At 71.3% G+C, this 18,535-nt stretch carries 18 protein-coding genes; 11 read left to right on the top strand and 7 right to left on the bottom strand.

The genetic code is table 11. The annotated features are described in order from the left end of the window. Window positions 1–12: 12 nt before the first annotated feature. The 3 genes from DEI84_RS07800 to DEI84_RS07790 all read right to left on the bottom strand — a co-directional run bounded on the left by DEI84_RS07800 (window position 13) and on the right by DEI84_RS07790 (window position 3,431). Window positions 13–681 carry a hypothetical protein gene (locus DEI84_RS07800; protein ID WP_146236328.1) on the bottom strand — a complete coding sequence of 223 codons (669 nt, stop codon included), beginning with the start codon at window positions 679–681 and terminating at the stop codon, window positions 13–15. 5 nt (window positions 682–686) lie between these two features. Beyond that, window positions 687–2,510, bottom strand: a complete 1,824-nt coding sequence (locus DEI84_RS07795) for an alpha/beta fold hydrolase (protein ID WP_181420383.1) — start codon at window positions 2,508–2,510, stop codon at window positions 687–689. A 168-nt stretch (window positions 2,511–2,678) separates the two neighbouring features. After that, on the bottom strand, window positions 2,679–3,431 hold the full coding sequence (locus DEI84_RS07790) for a CPBP family intramembrane glutamic endopeptidase (RefSeq protein WP_110890311.1): 753 nt from the start codon (window positions 3,429–3,431) through the stop codon (window positions 2,679–2,681). Window positions 3,432–3,603: 172 nt separating this feature from the next. Here DEI84_RS07790 and typA point away from each other — a divergent pair, with 172 nt between their 5' ends. The 7 genes from typA to DEI84_RS07755 all read left to right on the top strand — a co-directional run bounded on the left by typA (window position 3,604) and on the right by DEI84_RS07755 (window position 11,709). Continuing rightward, window positions 3,604–5,526 carry a translational GTPase TypA gene (gene typA / locus DEI84_RS07785; protein WP_110890310.1) on the top strand — a complete coding sequence of 641 codons (1,923 nt, stop codon included), beginning with the start codon at window positions 3,604–3,606 and terminating at the stop codon, window positions 5,524–5,526. Between the two features lie 133 nt (window positions 5,527–5,659). Next, window positions 5,660–6,853: an amidohydrolase gene (locus tag DEI84_RS07780; RefSeq protein WP_110890309.1), complete on the top strand. Its 1,194-nt coding sequence runs from the start codon at window positions 5,660–5,662 to the stop codon at window positions 6,851–6,853. 68 nt (window positions 6,854–6,921) lie between these two features. Next, the gene (locus tag DEI84_RS07775) at window positions 6,922–7,467 is read left to right on the top strand and encodes a hypothetical protein (RefSeq protein WP_110890308.1); all 546 of its coding nucleotides are present in this window, start codon (window positions 6,922–6,924) and stop codon (window positions 7,465–7,467) included. A 60-nt stretch (window positions 7,468–7,527) separates the two neighbouring features. Further along, window positions 7,528–8,754 (top strand): PIG-L family deacetylase, encoded by a 1,227-nt coding sequence (locus DEI84_RS07770; protein WP_110890307.1) that lies wholly within the window; start codon window positions 7,528–7,530, stop codon window positions 8,752–8,754. A 39-nt stretch (window positions 8,755–8,793) separates the two neighbouring features. Next, the gene (gene fdxA, locus DEI84_RS07765; RefSeq protein ID WP_110823681.1) at window positions 8,794–9,108 is read left to right on the top strand and encodes a ferredoxin; all 315 of its coding nucleotides are present in this window, start codon (window positions 8,794–8,796) and stop codon (window positions 9,106–9,108) included. Between the two features lie 5 nt (window positions 9,109–9,113). Next, a complete protein-coding gene (gene dapC, locus DEI84_RS07760) occupies window positions 9,114–10,232 on the top strand; it encodes a succinyldiaminopimelate transaminase (RefSeq protein ID WP_110890306.1) in 1,119 nt (372 codons plus the stop codon). A 178-nt stretch (window positions 10,233–10,410) separates the two neighbouring features. Continuing rightward, window positions 10,411–11,709, top strand: a complete 1,299-nt coding sequence (locus DEI84_RS07755; protein ID WP_110823683.1) for a citrate synthase — start codon at window positions 10,411–10,413, stop codon at window positions 11,707–11,709. 109 nt (window positions 11,710–11,818) lie between these two features. Here DEI84_RS07755 and dapD read toward each other — a convergent pair whose 3' ends face one another. Then, complete coding sequence (gene dapD, locus DEI84_RS07750; protein ID WP_110890305.1) at window positions 11,819–12,793, bottom strand: 2,3,4,5-tetrahydropyridine-2,6-dicarboxylate N-succinyltransferase; 975 nt, start codon at window positions 12,791–12,793, stop codon at window positions 11,819–11,821. A gap of 132 nt (window positions 12,794–12,925) precedes the next feature. Between dapD and dapE the strand changes: the two genes are divergently transcribed. The 3 genes from dapE to DEI84_RS07735 all read left to right on the top strand — a co-directional run bounded on the left by dapE (window position 12,926) and on the right by DEI84_RS07735 (window position 15,529). Continuing rightward, a complete protein-coding gene (gene dapE / locus DEI84_RS07745; protein ID WP_110890304.1) occupies window positions 12,926–14,008 on the top strand; it encodes a succinyl-diaminopimelate desuccinylase in 1,083 nt (360 codons plus the stop codon). Then, window positions 14,005–15,252, top strand: a complete 1,248-nt coding sequence (locus tag DEI84_RS07740; RefSeq protein ID WP_258369013.1) for a hypothetical protein — start codon at window positions 14,005–14,007, stop codon at window positions 15,250–15,252. The genes dapE and DEI84_RS07740 overlap by 4 nt, the downstream gene beginning before the upstream one ends. A gap of 106 nt (window positions 15,253–15,358) precedes the next feature. Then, the gene (locus tag DEI84_RS07735; RefSeq protein ID WP_017887054.1) at window positions 15,359–15,529 is read left to right on the top strand and encodes a DUF3117 domain-containing protein; all 171 of its coding nucleotides are present in this window, start codon (window positions 15,359–15,361) and stop codon (window positions 15,527–15,529) included. A gap of 229 nt (window positions 15,530–15,758) precedes the next feature. On the opposite strand, the gene DEI84_RS07730 is transcribed toward DEI84_RS07735, so the two are convergent. Beyond that, on the bottom strand, window positions 15,759–16,391 hold the full coding sequence (locus DEI84_RS07730; protein ID WP_110823687.1) for an O-methyltransferase: 633 nt from the start codon (window positions 16,389–16,391) through the stop codon (window positions 15,759–15,761). Between the two features lie 63 nt (window positions 16,392–16,454). On the opposite strand from DEI84_RS07730, the gene DEI84_RS07725 reads away from it, so the two are divergent. Further along, complete coding sequence (locus tag DEI84_RS07725) at window positions 16,455–16,826, top strand: twin-arginine translocase TatA/TatE family subunit (RefSeq protein WP_110890303.1); 372 nt, start codon at window positions 16,455–16,457, stop codon at window positions 16,824–16,826. A 22-nt stretch (window positions 16,827–16,848) separates the two neighbouring features. Here the strand turns inward: DEI84_RS07725 and DEI84_RS07720 are convergent, their stop codons facing one another. Continuing rightward, the gene (locus DEI84_RS07720) at window positions 16,849–18,009 is read right to left on the bottom strand and encodes an Mrp/NBP35 family ATP-binding protein (protein ID WP_110890302.1); all 1,161 of its coding nucleotides are present in this window, start codon (window positions 18,007–18,009) and stop codon (window positions 16,849–16,851) included. Next, window positions 18,002–18,514 carry a DUF1003 domain-containing protein gene (locus DEI84_RS07715; RefSeq protein WP_110823991.1) on the bottom strand — a complete coding sequence of 171 codons (513 nt, stop codon included), beginning with the start codon at window positions 18,512–18,514 and terminating at the stop codon, window positions 18,002–18,004. The genes DEI84_RS07720 and DEI84_RS07715 overlap by 8 nt, the downstream gene beginning before the upstream one ends. Window positions 18,515–18,535 lie beyond the last annotated feature (21 nt).

The raw sequence follows: 18,535 nt of genomic DNA, 5'->3' as shown, positions 1-18,535 counted from the left end.
GTCGTGGCTGCATCAGATTCGGGGGCGGTTGATGATCGGCGCATCCCACTCGGGCGGCTCCGGGTACTCACCGGGAGAAGAGCGATCCGGCCATCGCAGTGATGCTCGGCCGAACACTGCCCTGGCGAGTGCGTCGGCGTTGTTGGTCCAGAAGAGGTCACTCGACACGGTGAGGGAGTAGCGGCCGCTCGGTTGGATGAAGTACTCGACGTGCCAGTTGTCACGGACGCTGCCGTCGAGGTAGTAGGTGTCGGCGACCCGCTCGATGTGCATGTTCGCGCCGCGGTGCTCGAAGTAGTCGATCATCGGATCGAGGTCTCCTCTGGAACCCGTGGCTCCCTCCGGGGTCCAGGCTCTGCTCGACTCAAGGAAGTAGCTGTTGTCGACGTCCGCGCCGGGAAGGGGAGTGCGGCCGTCGCCACCGATCTGCGGGTTGTCGTCGCCACCGTTCCAGTCCCACTCTCCCTCGTGGACCGCGCGCTGTGCCGCAGCCAGTACTCGTTGCATCTCCTCGTAGTGCTCCCGGTACCGGTTGAATTCCTGGCGCAAACTGAGTTCCGAGACATCGGCACGTGTCAGACCGGCTGCGTCCTTCGGCATGGATTTCCCTCCTGCTGCGCAGCTGACCGTCACCCCGAGGATCAGGGCAGCGACGACGATCGCGAGCAATTTCGTGGTCATGATCTTCATCCTGGCTTCCCGTTCGCGATGATCTCGGCGATGTGCCGTGCAGCCGTTGACCCGGACGAGAGGTACCCGACTCCGTGCTCTGGGTACATGTCGTGGCCCGTGACTGCCTTCGTACCGGGGGCGGCTTCGGATGAGAAGACCTCGACCTCGGGGAGATCCCGAGGATCCGTTCGCGTTGACCGACCGAGGGCCGCAACGTGGTCGTTCTCACCCTCGGTAGCGAACACACGGTCGACGTTGAGGTGGTCCGGCTTCGTCGCGTCGGTGAACCCGACCGAGCCGTACGTGACGAATGAGTCGATCCGGTGACGTGTCTGGGCTAGTGCTTCCGCAGCTGTCGTCGATCCGTAGGAATGCCCGAGGACGGCGATGGAGCGCGGTGGGCTTCCCGCGCGACTGTCGACGGCGCCGTCGAGGAACGAAGCCAGGTTCGCCCCACCGGTGGTTGCTCGGCCTTCGCCGGGTACCTCGGGGAAGGACGGCGCGCGGTAGCCGAACCAGGAGACGACAGCGAACGACGACTTCTGGTCCTGACGTGCTGCCGTCAAGAGGAGCCCGTGTGCAGCACGTACCTTCTCCGGAGCACTCCCGACCGTCGTCGTCGCGCCCGGTACGTTCACCGTCACGTTCGACGCCGTGTCGAGGTCCCCGAGCGAGATCGCCGCGACGAGCGCGCCGTTCGAAGTCCCGAACCCGACCAGCTGACCGACCTGCGCCGATGGCGGGGCGAGCCTGGCCGCAGACTGGTCAGCGCGCTCGAGCCCGTCCCGCAGGGCCAGGACCTGCCGCGTGAACTCCTCGAGGCCGACCGCGCCGTACGTGTACGGCAGCCCGAGCATCCGGTACACCCGCCCCGGGTTCGCGACCGCTGCACGGAGCACCGCGCGCGAGGCGATGTCCCGCGCCACGGCCGGGAGCCCGTCGATCCCGGCGAGCTGCAGCTTCGTCCTCAGCGGCAGCGCCTCGACGTCCTGGTCGGACAAGCCGAGCGCATGCCAGGCCGCCGCGACCTCGACGGTGGTCGACGACGGGTCGAGGACACGCTGGAGCTCCCGGGGCAGTCGGGACGCCCCGGCCGCGTCGAGCACGCCGTCGGACAGCGACCCTCCTCCCGCCGCGGCGAAGGCGTCCGCGATCCGGTCCAGCCAGGCAGCGTCCGCGGCGTTCTCGGCGAGGTGGTCCTCGAACCCCGGCACGAGGGACGCGTCGTCCACGGGCACCCAGGCGCACGTCCGGGTGAAGGTCACCCAGGCGTTCCGCGCACGGGTGAGTTCCTGGGCGGTGGCCGCGTCCTGCACGCGGGCGCGCGCAGCGACCCGGCGTAGGCGGTCCGGGTCCGCGCCGCTGCGTCCGCCGGAGCCACCGCTGCTCGTCCGGACACGAGTGCGCGCACGGAACCGTGCCGTGAGTGGCGTCGGGCGGACCGGCGTCTCCGACGGCTTCGGGTCGACCACCGCGTCGCTCCAGTCCAGCGCGGGTCGCAACGGGGCCCCGACGCCGACGAGCACCTGGTCGCGCTGCCGTTCACGCTCGTGCCACGCTGCCAGGTCGTGCTGTCGACGCTGTTCGTCGTGTGCCTGGCGCCGGACGACGTGGAGCTGCCCGGCGAGGTCGTCGAGCGCCCGGACCAGGCGGACCCGGTCCTCCGACTCGACCGTGTGCGCCTGCTCGTAGAGTCGTGCGTAGGCCCCGTGGAAGTCGCGCAGCGCGTCTTCGGCGCTGGCGCGTCGTCCGGCGGAACCCGCCCGGAGTGACAGCGCGACCTCCGACGCGCACGCGAGCAGCCGCACGGCCGCGGCGTCTTCGAACTCGATCCCCATCGTCCCCCCATCGCTCGTGCTGATGTGTAGAACGTAGCATTTCGGACGCAGGGTGGACGAGCGGTCGGGGGAGCTGTGGAGAACGGGAGATCGGCGGACGGGAGGCGCGTCGCCGAGCTGGCCCCGCGCCTCCCGTCGGGTGGGCGGGGCGCCGCAGGACATCTGCCGCTAGGAGAACAGTCCGGGGAACGCCCGCGCGACGAACGGGTAGCCGACGAAGACCGTCGCGTCGAGGAGCACGTGCGTGATGACGAGGGGGAGCAGCCGCCCCCACTTCGTGTAGATCCACCCGAAGACGACGCCCATCACCGCGTTGCCGATGAACGCACCGAAGCCCTGGTACAGGTGGTAGCTGCCGCGCAGGACGGCCGTGGACAGGATGACCTGCCAGCGTCCCCACCCGAGGTCGTCGCGGAGTCGGGCGTACAGGTAACCGACGACGATGACCTCCTCCTGCAGCCCGGACCGGACGGCGGAGAGCAGCAGTACCGGGATCGTCCACCAGTACGAGTCGAGCGCCGCCGGGTCCACGGCGACGGTGATGCCGAGCGCCCGTCCGGTGAAGTAGAGCGCCAGCCCGGGGATGCCGATGCCCAGGGCGATGAGCGCCGCGCCGCCGAGGTCGGGCCGGACGCGGAACCGGTCGATGCCGAGCCGGCCCAGGTGGGGGCGGGACGACTCCCAGGGCAGCATGCACACCAGTGCGACGGGTGCGAGGTCGACGGCGATGCCCAGCAGTTGCCGCGCCAGGTCGACGTACTGGACCGTCGTCGTGGAGCTGTTCAGCGCGGTCGACTGCTCGCCGAGCGGTGTCGTCTGCGACAGGTCGTCGATGATCTGCAGGACCGAGTACAGCGCGCTCGCGCCGAGCGAGAGCATCAGCACGACGGCGATCTCGGTCCACGTTCGCCGTCGGCTCATCGGCTGTACTCCTCCTGGTTGCAGAACTACCGGTAGACTGGCGAGTCGGGCATGGTCCCGAACCCCGTCGGGCACCGTCCCGCACTCCTCGGGCTGGTCCCGAACCCCTTCGGGCCGGTCCCGAAACCGGGCGCTCGCCCGATCTTCTTCCGAACACAAAAGGATGTCCTGTATGGCGCTCGCCACTCGGTCCGACCTGCGCAACGTCGCCATCGTGGCACACGTCGACCACGGCAAGACCACCCTCGTCGACGCGATGCTCACGCAGACCAACTCGTTCGACGCCCACTTCGAGGGCGAAGACCGCATGATGGACTCGAACGACCTCGAGCGCGAGAAGGGCATCACCATCCTCGCGAAGAACACCTCGGTGCTCTACAACGGGAAGCACGCCGAGGAGTTCAACCCGGGCGGCCGCATCACGATCAACGTGATCGACACCCCCGGCCACGCCGACTTCGGTGGTGAGGTCGAGCGCGGCCTCTCCATGGTCGACGGTGTCGTCCTGCTGGTCGACGCGTCCGAGGGCCCGCTGCCCCAGACCCGCTTCGTGCTCCGCAAGGCGCTCGCCGCCAAGCTGCCGGTGATCCTGCTCGTCAACAAGACGGACCGCCCGGACTCCCGGATCGACGAGGTCGTCTCGGAGAGCCAGGACCTGCTCCTCGGGCTCGCCTCCGACCTGGCGGACGAGGTCGACGACCTCGACCTCGACGCGATCCTCGACGTCCCGGTCGTGTACGCCTCCGGTCGCGCCGGTGCCGCGAGCCGCAACAAGCCCGAGGACGGCACGCTGCCGGACAACGACGACCTCGAGCCGCTCTTCGAGGCGATCCTCCAGCACGTCCCGGCCCCGACGTACGACGACGAGCACCCCCTGCAGGCGCACGTCACGAACCTCGACGCGTCGCCGTTCCTCGGCCGCCTCGCGCTCCTGCGCATCTTCCACGGCACGATGAAGAAGGGCCAGACGGTCGCGTGGGTCAAGCACGACGGCTCCGTCGTCAACGCACGCATCACCGAGCTCCTCATCACCAAGGCGCTGAACCGCTTCCCGGCCGAGTCCGCCGGCCCCGGTGACATCGTCGCCGTCGCCGGCTTCGACACGATCACCATCGGTGAGACGCTGAGCGACCCCGAGGACGTCCGCCCGCTGCCGACCATCACGGTCGACGACCCGGCCATCTCGATGACGATCGGCACGAACACGTCGCCGCTGGTCGGCAAGGTGAAGGGCCACAAGCTCACCGCGCGTCTCGTGAAGGACCGTCTCGACCGTGAGCTGGTCGGCAACGTCTCGCTCAAGGTCGTCGACATCGGACGCCCGGACGCGTGGGAGGTCCAGGGCCGTGGCGAGCTCGCACTCGCCATCCTGGTCGAGCAGATGCGTCGTGAGGGTTTCGAGCTCACCGTCGGCAAGCCGCAGGTCGTCACCAAGCGTGACGAGAACGGCAAGCTGCAGGAGCCGTTCGAGCACATGACGATCGACACGCCGGAGGAGCACCTCGGCGCCATCACCCAGCTCATGGCCGCCCGCAAGGGCCGCATGGAGAACATGGTGAACCACGGCACCGGCTGGATCCGCATGGAGTTCATCGTCCCGTCGCGCGGCCTCATCGGCTTCCGCACGTCGTTCCTCACGGAGACCCGCGGCACCGGCATCGCCAACGCGATCTTCCACGGCTACGACGACTGGGCCGGCTCGATCCAGACCCGCATCAACGGCTCGATCGTCTCCGACCGCTCCGGTGTGGTCACCCCGTTCGCCATCACGAACCTCCAGGAGCGGATGACGTTCTTCGTCAACCCGACGGAGGAGGTCTACGAGGGCATGGTCATCGGCGAGAACTCGCGCGCCGACGACATGGACGTGAACATCACCAAGGAGAAGAAGCTCACCAACATGCGGTCGGCCAACGCCGACACGTTCGAGTCGATGACGCCGTCCCGGCAGCTCTCGCTCGAGGAGTGCCTGGAGTTCGCCCGCGAGGACGAGTGCGTCGAGGTCACCCCGGACGCGGTCCGCATCCGCAAGGTCGAGCTCGACGCGCAGGCCCGCCAGCGCAGCTACGCCCGCCTGAAGCGCCAGGACGCGTAAGCAGCCGAGCACCATCCAGGAGGCCCGTCCTCCGTCCGACGGCCCGGTCACCGCTCCAGGTGGCCGGGCCGTCGGCGTCCGTACCGTCGGCGCCCGTGCCGTCGGGACCGGGACCGGGGGATACGGTGGTCCGGTGACTCTCGACCTGCTCTCGATCTACCAGGACCTGCACGCCCACCCGGAGCTCGGGTTCCAGGAGCACCGCACCGCCGGCGTCATCGCCGACCGGCTGGCGGAGATCGGCGGCATCACGGTCACCACCGGGGTCGGCGGCACCGGGGTCGTCGGGGTGCTCGGGAACGGGGACGGCCCGGTGCTCTGGCTGCGCGCCGACATCGACGGGCTGCCGGTGCAGGAGCGCACCGGCCTGCCGTACGCCAGCACCCACCGCGGGGTGGACGAGGACGGCAACGAGGGGCCCACCATGCACGCCTGCGGCCACGACATCCACGTGACGTGGCTGCTCGGCGCCCTCGAACGGCTCGTCGCCACGACCGCGGACTGGCACGGCACGGTCGTCGCCGTGTTCCAGCCTGCAGAGGAGGTCATCTCCGGCGCGCGGGCCATGATCGAGGACGGTCTCGTCGACCGCTTCCCCAAGCCGACCGTGGTGCTCGGGCAGCACTCCGCCCCGGCGCCGGTCGGTGTCGTCGCGGTCGGGTCCGGAGCGGTCATGGCGTCGAGCGACCGGTTCACCGTGACCTTCACGGGCCGTGGCGCGCACGGCTCGGCACCGCAGGCGTCCCTGGACCCGATCGTCACCGCCGCGTCCGCCGTCGTGCGCCTGCAGACGATCGTGTCGCGGGAGGTCGCCCCGAGCGACGCCGGGGTCGTCACCGTCGGGTCGTTCCACGCCGGCACGCGGCCGAACATCATCCCCGACACGGCCGTCATCGAGATCTCGACGCGCGCCCGCAACGAGGAGACGCGAGCGCGGATCGTGGCCTCGATCGAGCGCATCGTCCGTGCCGAGAGCGAGGCCGGGGGACTGGCCGCTCCGACGATCGCGCGTGCGCCGGGGGCCGACGTGCTCGTCAACGACCCCGAGCAGGCAGCGGTCGTCCTCGACGCCGTCCGTGCCGTCGTGCCGCACGCCGTCGACATGGAGTCCGGACTGGCGATGGCGTCCGAGGACGTCGGGCAGCTCGCCACCGCCGCGGGTGCCCCGATCGTCTACTGGTTCACCGGCATCACCGACCCGGAGCTGTTCCGCAGCGGCGCGGAGATCCCCAGCAACCACTCGCCGTTCTACGCACCGCAGGCCGAGACGGCGATCCCGGTCGGGGTCGACGCGCTCGTCGCGGCCGCGCGGGCGTACCTCTCCTGAGGCCGGTCCGGGGCGACTTCCCAGCGAACGCACCACGACTCCGCCGTCCAGCCGGTTACGGTACCGGCATGCGCCGCCCGATCCGCACCTCGCTCACCGCTGCCGTCGCCGCCGGCGTCGCCCTCGCTGGTCTGAGCGGCTGTTCGTCCGACGCCGTCCGCCAGGCGACCGACCTCGGTTCCTCGGTCGCGTCGACCGTCTCGGAAGGGGTTCAGGGCATCGACGGAGCCGCTATCGAGCGCGGCATGGCCGACGTGGCGGGCGGGATCGACGGAGCGCTCGACACGGCCCTGCGCGGGACGCACGTGACGAGTGACGGCCAGGTCCCCGACGGGTTCCCGTCCTCGTCCGTCCCGCTCGTCGACGGCACCGTGCTCGGCGGTGGGGCCGGCCCGGGAGGCTCGGGCTGGGTCGTGCAGGTCCGCACCGCGTCGGTGGGGGACTTCAGCACGGCGGCGCAGCAACTCGCCGACGCCGGCTTCGCCGAGTCGGCCGAGCGGGCCGACAGCTCGAGCGCGTTCGGGTTGTTCCGGAGCGACGACCACCGCGTCGTCCTGACGTTCTCCGCGGCCGACGGCGGCGCCACCGCCACCTACATCGTCACCTCGCGCTGACGCCCGGGAGCGGTCCGCCGCCGCGCGGCGCCTGGAGCCCTTCCCGTACGCTTGCAGGCGATGTCCACGGCACCGGCCACGCGCCCTGAACGCGTCCTCTTCGTCCACGCGCACCCCGACGACGAGACCCTGTCGTCCGGCGGGACCATCGCGACCCTGCTCGAGCTCGGCGCACACGTGACCGTGCTGACCGCCACCCGGGGGGAGCGCGGCGAGATGCTCACGGCGGAGCTCGCACCGCTCGCCGGCGACGGCCCACGCGTCGCCGCGCACCGCGAGACCGAGATCGCGGCGGCCCTCGCAGCCCTCGGCGGCCCGGCCCACCTGTGGCTCGGCGGCCCCGGTGCCCGGCCGACCGATCTCCCGACGCGCCGCTACACCGACTCGGGCATGCAGTGGGGGCCGGACGGCCGCGCGACCGCGGCCGGCGACGCACCGGAGGACTCCCTGACGCGCGCCGACCTGGGCGAGGTGGTCGACGACATCCGTGCGGCGATCCGGTCGACCGGTGCCGACGCCGTGGTCACCTACGACGACGACGGTGGGTACGGACACCCCGACCACGTCCGCGTCCACGCCGCCGCGCGGTACGCCGCGCGCGCCGAGGAGGTCGCGTTCTCGATGATCGTCGACGCGGACTCCGGCCGCGCCGACGTCACGGTCGACGTCCTACCGGTCCGCGGCAAGGTCCGGGCAGCGCTCGAGCAGTACCGCAGCCAGCTCACCGTGGACGCCGCCGATCCGCGCGAGCCCGGTGCGCTGTCGTACGTCCTGCCGCACGGAGCCCGGCAGGCCGTGCCCGCGCTGGAGGGCTTCCGGCACGACGTGCCCCCGGTCCCGACCGCGCCGCAGTCGTTCGCCGAGATGTCGGGCCCGGGCCGAGCCGCCGCACTCGTGGTCGCCGCGGCCGTCGGCCTGATCGTCGGCGGCCTCGGCACCGTCACCCACCAGCAGACCGTTCCCATCGGGTCGTGGAGCGCAGCACCGATCGGCATGGTCCTCACGATGCTGATCGTCATCGGAGTGGTCGTCGGCGTCCGCCTGCTGTACCGGTCGCGGCTGCTCGTCGCGGCCGTCGGGGTCGGCGTCATCCTCGCGACCCAGGTGCTCGTCGCCGTCGCCGGGACGAGTTCGCCCCTCGTCCTCGCGAACGCCGCCGGGTACGTCTGGACCTTCGGCCCCGCCGTCGTCGCGATGCTCGTGCTCGCCTGGCCCGACCTCTCCGGACTGCGCGCAGACCCGGCACGGCAGGCCGACCGGTCCGAGGTCGCAGCACCGCACGGGTAGACTCGCAGTCGCTCAACCCCCGGAAGGGAGCACCCGCTCGTGACCTACGTGATCGCTCAGCCCTGTGTCGACGTGAAGGACCGCGCGTGCATCGACGAATGCCCCGTGGACTGCATCTACGAGGGTGACCGGTCGCTCTACATCCACCCGGACGAATGCGTCGACTGCGGTGCGTGTGAGCCGGTCTGCCCGGTCGAGGCCATCTACTACGAGGACGACCTCCCCGAGGAGTGGGCTGACTACTACAAGGCCAACGTCGAGTTCTTCTCCGAGATCGGCTCGCCCGGCGGAGCGGCCAAGGTCGGCGTGATCCACAAGGACCACCCGGTCGTCATGGCACAGCCCCGGGCCTGACACCCGTGGCGCTCGACCTCCCCGACTTCCCCTGGGACCAGCTCGCCCCGTACAAGCAGCGAGCGACGGCGTACGAGGGCGGCATCGTCGACCTCAGTGTCGGGTCGCCGGTCGACCCCACGCCCGAGGTCGTCCGTCGCGCACTCGCCGACGCGACCGACGCCCACGCCTACCCGCAGGTCGCCGGCACGCCCGCGCTCCGCGAGGCGATCGCGGCCTGGTACGGCCGTCGCCAGGGCGTCCGGCTCACCGCCGACCACGTCCTGCCGACCATCGGGTCGAAGGAGTTCATCGCCGGGCTCGCGCTCTGGATGGGACTCGGACCGGGTGACACGGTCGTCTTCCCCGAGGCCGCCTACCCGACCTACGAGCTCGGCGCCGCACTCGTCCGCGCCGACGCCATGGCCGCCGACGACCCGGCATCGTGGCCGACCAGCACGAAGCTCGTCTGGCTGAACTCCCCGGGCAACCCGGACGGGCGGGTGCTCTCGATCGAGCAGCTCCGCGCCGCGGTCGCCCGCGCGCGGGAGCTCGGCGCCGTCATCGTCGGCGACGAGTGCTACGCCGAACTCGGCTGGGACGCCCCGTACGACAGCGGACCCACCCCGACGATCCTCGACCCGCGCGTGGTCGGTGACTCGTTCGACGGCGTCCTCAGCGTGTACTCCCTCTCGAAGCAGTCGAACCTCGCCGGGTACCGCGCAGCCTTCGTCGCCGGGGATGCCGCAGTGCTCGCCGACGTCCTCGCGATCCGCAAGCACACCGGCATGATGCCGCCGCTGCCCGTGCAGCAGGCGATGGTCGTCGCACTCGAGGACGAGACGCACGTGCAGCAACAGAAGGCCCGCTACCGCACCCGGCGGAACGTGCTCCGGACGGCATTCGAGCGGGCGGGGTTCCGCATCGACGCCAGCGGTGCCGGACTCTACCTCTGGGCCACGCGGGACGAGCCCGCCCTGGACACCGTCGCGTGGCTGGCCGACCGCGGCATCCTCGTCGCGCCCGGCACGTTCTACGGCGCTGCCGGTGCCCGTCACGTCCGCGTCGCCCTGACGGCGACGGACGACCGCATCGCCGCCGCTGCCCAGCGCCTCGCCAGCGCGGGTCGCGTGGCGGGCGGCTGACGGGCCTCCCGGCCGGGATCGACCCACGGGCGGCGCGTCCGCGCAACCGTGGTTGCACACCAACCGACCGTCTCCGGGCTGTACCCGATCGACAGTCGCCGCCGTTAGGCTGTCCAGCGTGACTGACACTGCCAACGACGCTCAGAAGACGGCCACACCGCCCACGACGCCCATCCCGGTGAGCCCCGGTGCCGAGCAGGCGACCGAGACGGCCACGCTGTCGTACCCGGGGGGTCAGGCGGAGTTCCCGATCCTGCAGAGCGTCGACGGCGCGTCCACGATCGACATCTCCTCGCTGAAGAAGCAGACCGGGCTGAACACGCTCGACTACGGCTTCGTCAACACCGGCTCGACGAAGAGCGCGATCACGTACATCGACGGCGACCAGGGGATCCTCCGCTACCGCGGGTACCCCATCGACCAGGTCGCGTCGAACTGCACGTTCCTCGAGGTCGCCTGGCTCCTCATCTACGGCGAGCTCCCGTCGCCGACCGAGCTCGAGGCGTTCGACAGCCGGATCCGCCGGCACACCCTGCTGCACGAGGACCTGCGCCGCCTCTTCGACGCGTTGCCGCACTCGGCCCACCCGATGTCCGTGCTCTCGAGCGCCGTCAGCGCCCTCTCGACGTACTACGAGGACGACATGGACGTCGACGACCCCGAGAAGGTCGAGCTGCAGACCGTCCGGCTCCTCGCGAAGCTGCCGGTCATCGCCGCGTACGCGCACAAGAAGGCGATCGGACAGGCCTTCCTGTACCCGGACAACTCGCTGTCGTTCGTCGACAACTTCCTCCGGCTCAACTTCGGCACCATGGCCGAGCCGTACCAGCCGGACCCGGTGCTCTCGAAGGCGCTCGACCGGCTGCTCATCCTGCACGAGGACCACGAGCAGAACGCCTCGACGGCGACGGTGCGCCTGGTCGGCTCGACGAAGGCGAACATGTTCGCGTCGATCTCCGCCGGCATCAACGCGCTGTACGGCCCGCTGCACGGCGGCGCGAACGAGGCCGTGCTCGAGATGCTCCAGCAGATCAAGGACTCGGGGGAGCCCGTCACCCGTTTCGTCGAGCGCGTGAAGAACAAGGAGCGCGGGGTGAAGCTCATGGGCTTCGGACACCGCGTGTACAAGAACTACGACCCCCGCGCGAAGCTCGTGAAGGAGTCCGCCGACGAGGTCCTCGAGGCGCTCGGCGTGCAGGACGACCTGCTCGACATCGCGAAGGAACTCGAGCAGATCGCGCTCGAGGACGAGTACTTCGTCAGCCGCAAGCTCTACCCGAACGTCGACTTCTACACCGGCATCATCTACAAGGCGATGGGGTTCCCGCCGCGGATGTTCACCGTCCTGTTCGCCATCGGTCGGCTGCCCGGGTGGATCGCCCAGTGGCGCGAGCTGAACAACGACCCGCTCAACAAGATCGGCCGCCCGCAGCAGCTGTACGTGGGGTACCCGGAGCGCGACCTGCCGCAGCGCTGACGCGCTGACGCACGGCCTGGAGGCCCGGAGCCGGTCTCGTCGACCGGCGCCGGGTCGGGACGCTCAGGGCGCGTCGGAGGACCCCGCCTCTGGCGCGGTCTCCTCGGTGTCAGGCGTGCAGCGCCGTGTTGAGCTGGATCCCCTCGCCCTTCCGCTGCAGCGCCTCGACCGCACCCGTGACGGAGTTGCGCCGGAACAGGACGTTCGGCGCGTCCGACAGCTCGGCGGCCTTCACGGTCCGGGGCGTGCCGTCCGGGCCCGGAGCCGCCCCGACCAGGACGACCTTCGTGCCCGCCGTGACGTACAGCCCCGCCTCGACGACGGAGTCGTCGCCGAGCGAGATGCCGAGGCCGGCGTTCGCACCGAGCAGGGCACGGGCACCGAGGCGGACACGGTGCGTCCCGCCGCCGGAGAGCGTGCCCATGATCGAGGCACCACCGCCGATGTCCGTGCCGTCGCCGACGACGACGCCCTGCGAGACGCGGCCCTCGATCATCGCCTCGCCGAGGGTCCCGGCGTTGAAGTTCACGAAGCCCTCGTGCATCACGGTCGTGCCCGGTGCGAGGTGTGCGCCGAGCCGCACGCGGTTGGCGTCGCCGATGCGGACCCGGTCCGGGACGACGTAGTCCACGAGCCGGGGGAACTTGTCGATCGCGTGCACGGCGATGCCGGCGCGCTGCAGGGTCGGCCGGAGGCGGGTGAGCGTCTCGGGGTGCACCGGGCCGGCGTTGGTCCAGGCGACGATCGGCAGGTGCCCGAACACGCCGTCGAGGGAGACCTCGTTCGGCCGGACGTGCAGGTGGCTGAGCAGGTGGAGGCGAAGGTAGGCGTCGGGCGTGCTCGTCGGGGCCTCGTCGATCACGATGTCGACGGTGACGACCTCGAGCCGGACCTCGCGGCGCGGGTCCTCGCCCGCGGCGGCCTGCAGATCGGCCGGCACCGCTGCGTCGGCCGGCCGCTCACCGAGGTGCGTCTCCGGGAACCAGGTGTCGAGGACGGTGCCGTCGGCGGCGATCGTCGCGAGGCCGTGGCCCCATGCAGAGGTCGGGCGGGCGTCGGCGGACGTGTCGGTCGTGTCGGTCACCGCACCAGGGTACCGAGGCGCCGGACCCGACTCCCGGACCGGCCGGACGGACGTTGCGGGGTCGGGACGGGCCTCCCGGCCGGGCTGCGACCGCGGCAGCGGGACGACAGGGCCGGCGGATAAGGTGACCGCATGCCGCAGCCGCTCGACCTCAGTGCCTCGTCCATCGACATCACCCGCGCCATCTGCGACATCGAATCGGTGTCCGGGAACGAGGGTGCGCTCGCCGACGCGATCGAGGCCGCCCTCGCCCCGCTCGCGCACCTCGACGTGGTGCGCGACGGGGACGCGATCGTGGCGCGGACGGACCTCGGTCGGGAGCGCCGGGTCGTCATCGCGGGGCACATCGACACCGTGCCGCTCAACGACAACCTGCCGACCGAGTTCCGCACCACCGAGGACGGCACCGAGATCCTCTGGGGTCGCGGGACGGTCGACATGAAGGCCGGTTGCGCGGTGCAGCTCAAGCTCGCGGTGGACCTCGTCGCGCCGAACGTCGACGTCACCTGGGTCTTCTACGACCACGAGGAGGTCAGCGACGCGCTGAACGGCCTCGGTCGTCTGGCCCGTACCCGACCCGAGCTCCTGGCCGGCGACTTCGCGATCCTGGGCGAACCCTCGGGAGCGCAGATCGAGGGCGGCTGCAACGGCAACCTCCGGGCCGAGATCCGCACCGCCGGGAAGCGCTCGCACAGCGCCCGGAGCTGGATCGGCGACAACGCCATCCACAAGACCGCCCCGATCCTCGCGACCCTCGCGGCGTACGAGCCCCGGACCGTGACGGTCGACGGGCTCGAGTACCGCGAGGGCCTCAACGCCGTGGGCATCTCGGGCGGGATCGCCGGCAACGTCATCCCGGACGAGGCGATGGTCCACGTCAACTACCGCTTCGCGCCGTCCCGCTCCGCAGACGAGGCCGTCGCGCACATCCGCGAGCTCTTCGACGGGTACGACGTGACGATCGTCGACCTCGCCGCTGGAGCCCGCCCGGGTCTCGACGCGCCGCTCGCCCAGCAGTTCGTCGCGGCCGTCGGCGGACCGGCCCCGCGCCCCAAGTACGGCTGGACGGACGTCGCCCGCTTCTCCGCGCTCGGCGTCCCCGCGGTCAACTACGGCCCCGGTGAGCCCGTCTTCGCACACCACGACGACGAGCAGGTCCCCGTCGCCCAGATCACGGCCGTCGAGGACGGACTGCGGCGGTGGCTGACGGCGTGACCACCGCCTCCACGGCCGTGCCCCGTCCGCGGGCGTCGAGGGCGGCACTGACGTGGGTCGTCGTCCGGTGGCGGCTCGTCCCGTGGTGGCTGCGCATCACGGTCGTCTACACCCTCTCGCGGGTCCTGACGACGGTGATGATGTCCGGCTTCGCCCGGATCCAGGCGGCGAACTCGTTCACCGTGCAGAACCCGACGTACCTGTCGTTCGCCTCGATCTGGGACGGCGCCTGGTACCGGGTGATCGCCGCGAGCGGGTACCCGTCGACCCTGCCCGTCGACGCCGCGGGACACGTGACAGAGAACGCGTGGGCGTTCATGCCCGCGTACCCGTTCACGGTCCGGGCGCTGATGGCCCTGACCGGAGCGTCCTTCGAGTTCGTCGCCGTGTGGGTCTCCCTGCTCTCCGGCTGGGGCGCCGCGCTGGTGTTCCGCCGGCTGATGGGCCGGTTCCTCGACCCGACCCGCGCGACCTTCGCCACCGTGCTGTTCTGCGTCGCGCCGGTCTCCGTCGTGTTCCAGGTCGCCTACGCCGAGGCGATGGGGGTCCTGCTGCTGCTCGTCGCCCTGCTGCTCCTGGTGCAACGGCGGTTCTGGGCGATGCTGCCCGTCGTCCTGCTGCTCGGGATGACCCGGCCGACCGGGCTCGCCTTCGCGCTCCTCATGGTCCTGTTCGTGCTCGTCGGGGTCCTCCGGCCGGCGTGGCTGCGGATGCCGGAGCGACTGACCCTCCGCACCGCGGTCGCACCGGCCACGGTCGCGGTGGTCTCCGGACTCGTCGGGCTCGCCTGGCCCGCGGTCGCCTGGGCGGTCACCGGTGTCCCGAGGGCCTACACCGACACCGAGCTCGCCTGGCGGTCGTCGTACATCGGTTGGGGCGAGCTCGTCCCGTTCACCCCGTGGGTGCAGGGCTTCGGGTGGTGGTTCCACCAGCCGGCGGGGGCGATCCTGTTGGTCGCGGTGCTCCTCGGGTTCGCCGCCGTCGTCTTCCAGCCCGCCGCCCGGCGCATCGGCCTCGAGCTGCGGCTCTGGGGCGTCGCGTACCTCGTGTACCTGCTCGCGGTGTTCTTCCCACAGTCGAGCACGTGGCGGATCCTGCTCCCGATCGCACCCCTGCTCGGCGTCGTCGCACTGCCACGGTCGCGGGTCTACCGGGTCGCGCTCGTGGTCCTCGCGGTCGTGCTGCAGTGGACCTGGCTGTACTTCTGCTGGTGGGTCGACGGGTACGACTGGACCCCACCGTGATGCCCTGACCCGTCCGCTCGGAGCACCCCCGACCGGGGCGGTTTCGCAGTCGCGCCTGTCTACGGGATAATGGCCCCTGTTCGTACTGCACGAAAGGGGACATCTGATGGCAGCGATGAAGCCGAGGACCGGCGACGGGCCGATGGAGGCTGTCAAGGAGGGTCGACTCATCATCGTGCGGGTTCCGCTCGAGGGTGGAGGCCGCCTGGTGGTCTCGGTCAACGACGCCGAGGCCAAGGAACTCCACGACGCACTGGCAGAGGTCGTCTCGGCCTAGTACGTCGACGCACCACCACGGAAGGCCCGGGACGCGTACGTCCCGGGCCTTCCGTGCGTCCAGGCCCGCCGGCTGTCCGGCCTCCGGCACCGCCCCGGTGCCCGGCCCGAGACGCGCTACCGCGACCCTGCAGGACCCGGGACGGTCCCTGCGGCACCTGGAGTGAGCTGGCCTCCCGGCCGACGGACCGACCCGACGGACCGGATCAGACCGAGCGGTGCCGACCGCGTCAGGCCGTGAGCTTCGTCATCTGCAGCAGCCCGTCGCCCGCGGGGGAGAGGGCGCTGCGGACGGCGCCGGAGGTGGAGACCTCGGTGAGCAGCAGGCGGAAGTCCGTCGTCGCCCGGTCGCGCTTGACCGGGTCGGCGACCTTGCCGCGCCACAGTGCGTGCGGGACGAGCACGGTACCGCCGGTCTTCGCCAGGCGCAGGCCGTGCTCGACGTACTCGATGACGTGCTCCGGGTCCGCGTCGATGAGCACGACGTCGTAGCTGGCGTCGTTCATGCGCGGCAGCACCTGAGCGGCACGACCCGGGATGAGGCGGACCCGACCCGGCGCGGTGCCGGCGGCGATGAACGCGTCCCGGGCGTACTGCTGGTGGTCGATCTCGACGTCGATCGTCGTCAGCGTGGCATCGGGCGCGCCCGCGAGCAGGTACAGCCCGGACACGCCGAGACCCGTCCCGATCTCGATGATGCTCGTCGCCCGGGACGCCGCGGCGATGACGCTCATCTGCGCACCGATCGCCGGGGAGACCGGTTCGACCCCGAGCTCGAGGGAGTGCTCACGCGCACGGGCGACACCATCGGGTTCGGAGACGATGTCCTCCGCGAACTTCCAGTTCGAGTCTTTCTCTGACACGCACACTCCTCGTCGGTCAACTCTACGGGTGACTCGCCGGGTCCACGCGTTAGGCTCGCTCCCGTGAACATCCAGCTCGACAAGATCCTGATCATCGGGATCATCGCCGTGCTGTTGCTCGGGCCGCAGCGGCTGCCCGTGTACGCCCAGAAGCTCGCCGAGTTCGTGAAGGCCGTCCGCCGGTTCGCGGACAGCGCCAAGGAGCGGATGCGCGAGGAGATGGGCCCCGACTTCGACGACGTGGACTGGCAGAAGCTCGACCCGCGTCAGTACGACCCGCGCCGGATCATCCGGGACGCCCTGCTCGACTCGCCCTCGTCCGGTGCCGAGACAGCGACGGCGGCGACCGTCACCGCCGCGAAGGTGCGGGCACCGGCGCCGGTCGTGCCACTGGCTGCGGGCGAGCCCGCGCCGTTCGACGTCGAAGCGACCTGACCCGGACCTCGTCCGTCGTCGCTCAGGACAGCGACAGGCCGAGCTTCCGGCCGGCGAGTCCCCGACCCATCGCGGTGAGCCGGTCGGCCACCGCGTCGAGCGCGACCGCCGCGGGGTCCGACGGGTCACCGAGGACGACCGGGAGGCCCGCATCGCCGCCGGCGCGCAGCGGCACCGAGAGCGGGACCCGGCCGAGCACCGGCACGGGGGCGTCCTGACCGCGGGAGAGTCGTCGGGCGGTCTCGTCGCCGCCGCCCTCGCCGAACAGGTGCAGCACGCTGCCGTCGGGCTGCACGAGCCCCGCCATGTTCTCGACGACGCCGATGACCTTCTGCCCGGTCTGCCGCGCGACGATCCCGCTCCGCTCGGCGACGTCCGCCGCGGCCGCCTGCGGGGTGGTCACGACGAGCACCTCGGCGTGGGGGAGCAGCTGGCCGACGGAGATCGCCACGTCGCCGGTGCCGGGCGGCATGTCGAGCAGGAGCACGTCGAGGTCGCCGAACCACACGTCGGACAGGAACTGGTTCACCGTCCGGTGCAGCATCGGGCCGCGCCAGGAGACCGCGGTGGAGACGTCGTCGACGAACATCCCGATCGAGACGACCTTCACCTCGTGGGCGACCGGCGGCAGGATCATGCTGTCGACGCGGGTCGGCCGCGGGGCGACGCCGTGCTCGTCAGTGAGCCCCATGAGCCCCGGGATGCTGAACCCGTGCACGTCGACGTCGACGATGCCGACCCGCTGCCCCCGACGCGCGAGCGCCGCCGCCAGGTTCGCCGTCACGGTGGACTTGCCGACGCCGCCCTTGCCGCTCGTCACCGCGATGACGCGGGTCAACGAGTCCGGGGTGAACTGGACGCCCTGGGGACGACCCTCGCGTAGCCGCTCCGTGAGGGCGCGACGCACGGCGGGGTCCATCACGGACACGTCGACGTCGACCACCGCGACCCCCGCCACGGAACCGGCGGCGGCGCGGACGTCCCGCTCGATGGTGTCGGCGGCCGGGCACCCGACGATCGTGAGTTGCAGGTCGACGCGCACCGAGCCTCCCGGCTGGACGTCGACGCCCCGGATCATGTCGAGCTCGGTGACGGGCCGGCGGATCTCGGGGTCGAGGACACGGCCGAGCGCAGCGAGGACCGCGGCGCCGAGCTGGTCCTGCGCGGTGGCGCCGTCAGCCACGCGTCACCGAACGCTCGTGGCCGCGGTCGTCCAGGTCGTCGAGGTCCTCGGGGTCGCCGTCGCGGCGGTCCAGTTCCTCGAGCAGGGAGCGGAGCTCGGCACGGATGAAGTCCTTCGACGCCATGTCCCGCATCGCCAGGCGGAGGGCGACGACCTCGCGGGCGAGGTACTCGGTGTCCGCGAGGTTGCGCTCCGCCCGCTGCCGGTCCTGCTCGAACTGCACGCGGTCCCGGTCGTCCTGCCGGTTCTGCGCGAGCAGGATGAGCGGCGCCGCGTACGAGGCCTGCAACGACAGCACCAGGGTCAGCGCGGTGAAGCCGATCGCCGCCGAGTCGAACTGCCACGACTTCGGCGACAACGTGTTCCACCCCATCCAGAGCACGCAGAACAGGGTCAGCCCGATCAGGAACCAGGGCGTGCCCATCGCACGGGCGATGCCCTCCGTGGCGCGACCGAACGCGTCGCCGCGTCCGCGTCGGCGGGTGGGCAGGACGCGCGTGCGCATGCCCTTCGGGGAGTCGAGGCG

Origin of the sequence: Curtobacterium sp. MCBD17_023, from assembly GCF_003224415.1 — a bacterium.
Lineage (GTDB): Bacteria > Actinomycetota > Actinomycetes > Actinomycetales > Microbacteriaceae > Curtobacterium.
The sequence above is the reverse complement of the archived record's forward strand: the minus strand, read 5'-3'. Positions and strand labels throughout refer to the sequence as shown.

Excerpts from the sequence above, each read along its gene's own strand:
- DEI84_RS07715 (WP_110823991.1), bottom strand. The coding sequence starts at position 18,514 with ATGCGCACGCGCGTCCTGCCCACCCGCCGACGCGGACGCGGCGACGCG.
- DEI84_RS07790 (WP_110890311.1), bottom strand. The coding sequence starts at position 3,431 with ATGAGCCGACGGCGAACGTGGACCGAGATCGCCGTCGTGCTGATGCTC.
- DEI84_RS07735 (WP_017887054.1), top strand. The coding sequence starts at position 15,359 with ATGGCAGCGATGAAGCCGAGGACCGGCGACGGGCCGATGGAGGCTGTC.
- DEI84_RS07795 (WP_181420383.1), bottom strand. The coding sequence starts at position 2,510 with ATGGGGATCGAGTTCGAAGACGCCGCGGCCGTGCGGCTGCTCGCGTGC.
- DEI84_RS07770 (WP_110890307.1), top strand. The coding sequence starts at position 7,528 with ATGTCCACGGCACCGGCCACGCGCCCTGAACGCGTCCTCTTCGTCCAC.
- DEI84_RS07775 (WP_110890308.1), top strand. The coding sequence starts at position 6,922 with ATGCGCCGCCCGATCCGCACCTCGCTCACCGCTGCCGTCGCCGCCGGC.
- DEI84_RS07800 (WP_146236328.1), bottom strand. The coding sequence starts at position 681 with ATGACCACGAAATTGCTCGCGATCGTCGTCGCTGCCCTGATCCTCGGG.
- typA (WP_110890310.1), top strand. The coding sequence starts at position 3,604 with ATGGCGCTCGCCACTCGGTCCGACCTGCGCAACGTCGCCATCGTGGCA.
- dapE (WP_110890304.1), top strand. The coding sequence starts at position 12,926 with ATGCCGCAGCCGCTCGACCTCAGTGCCTCGTCCATCGACATCACCCGC.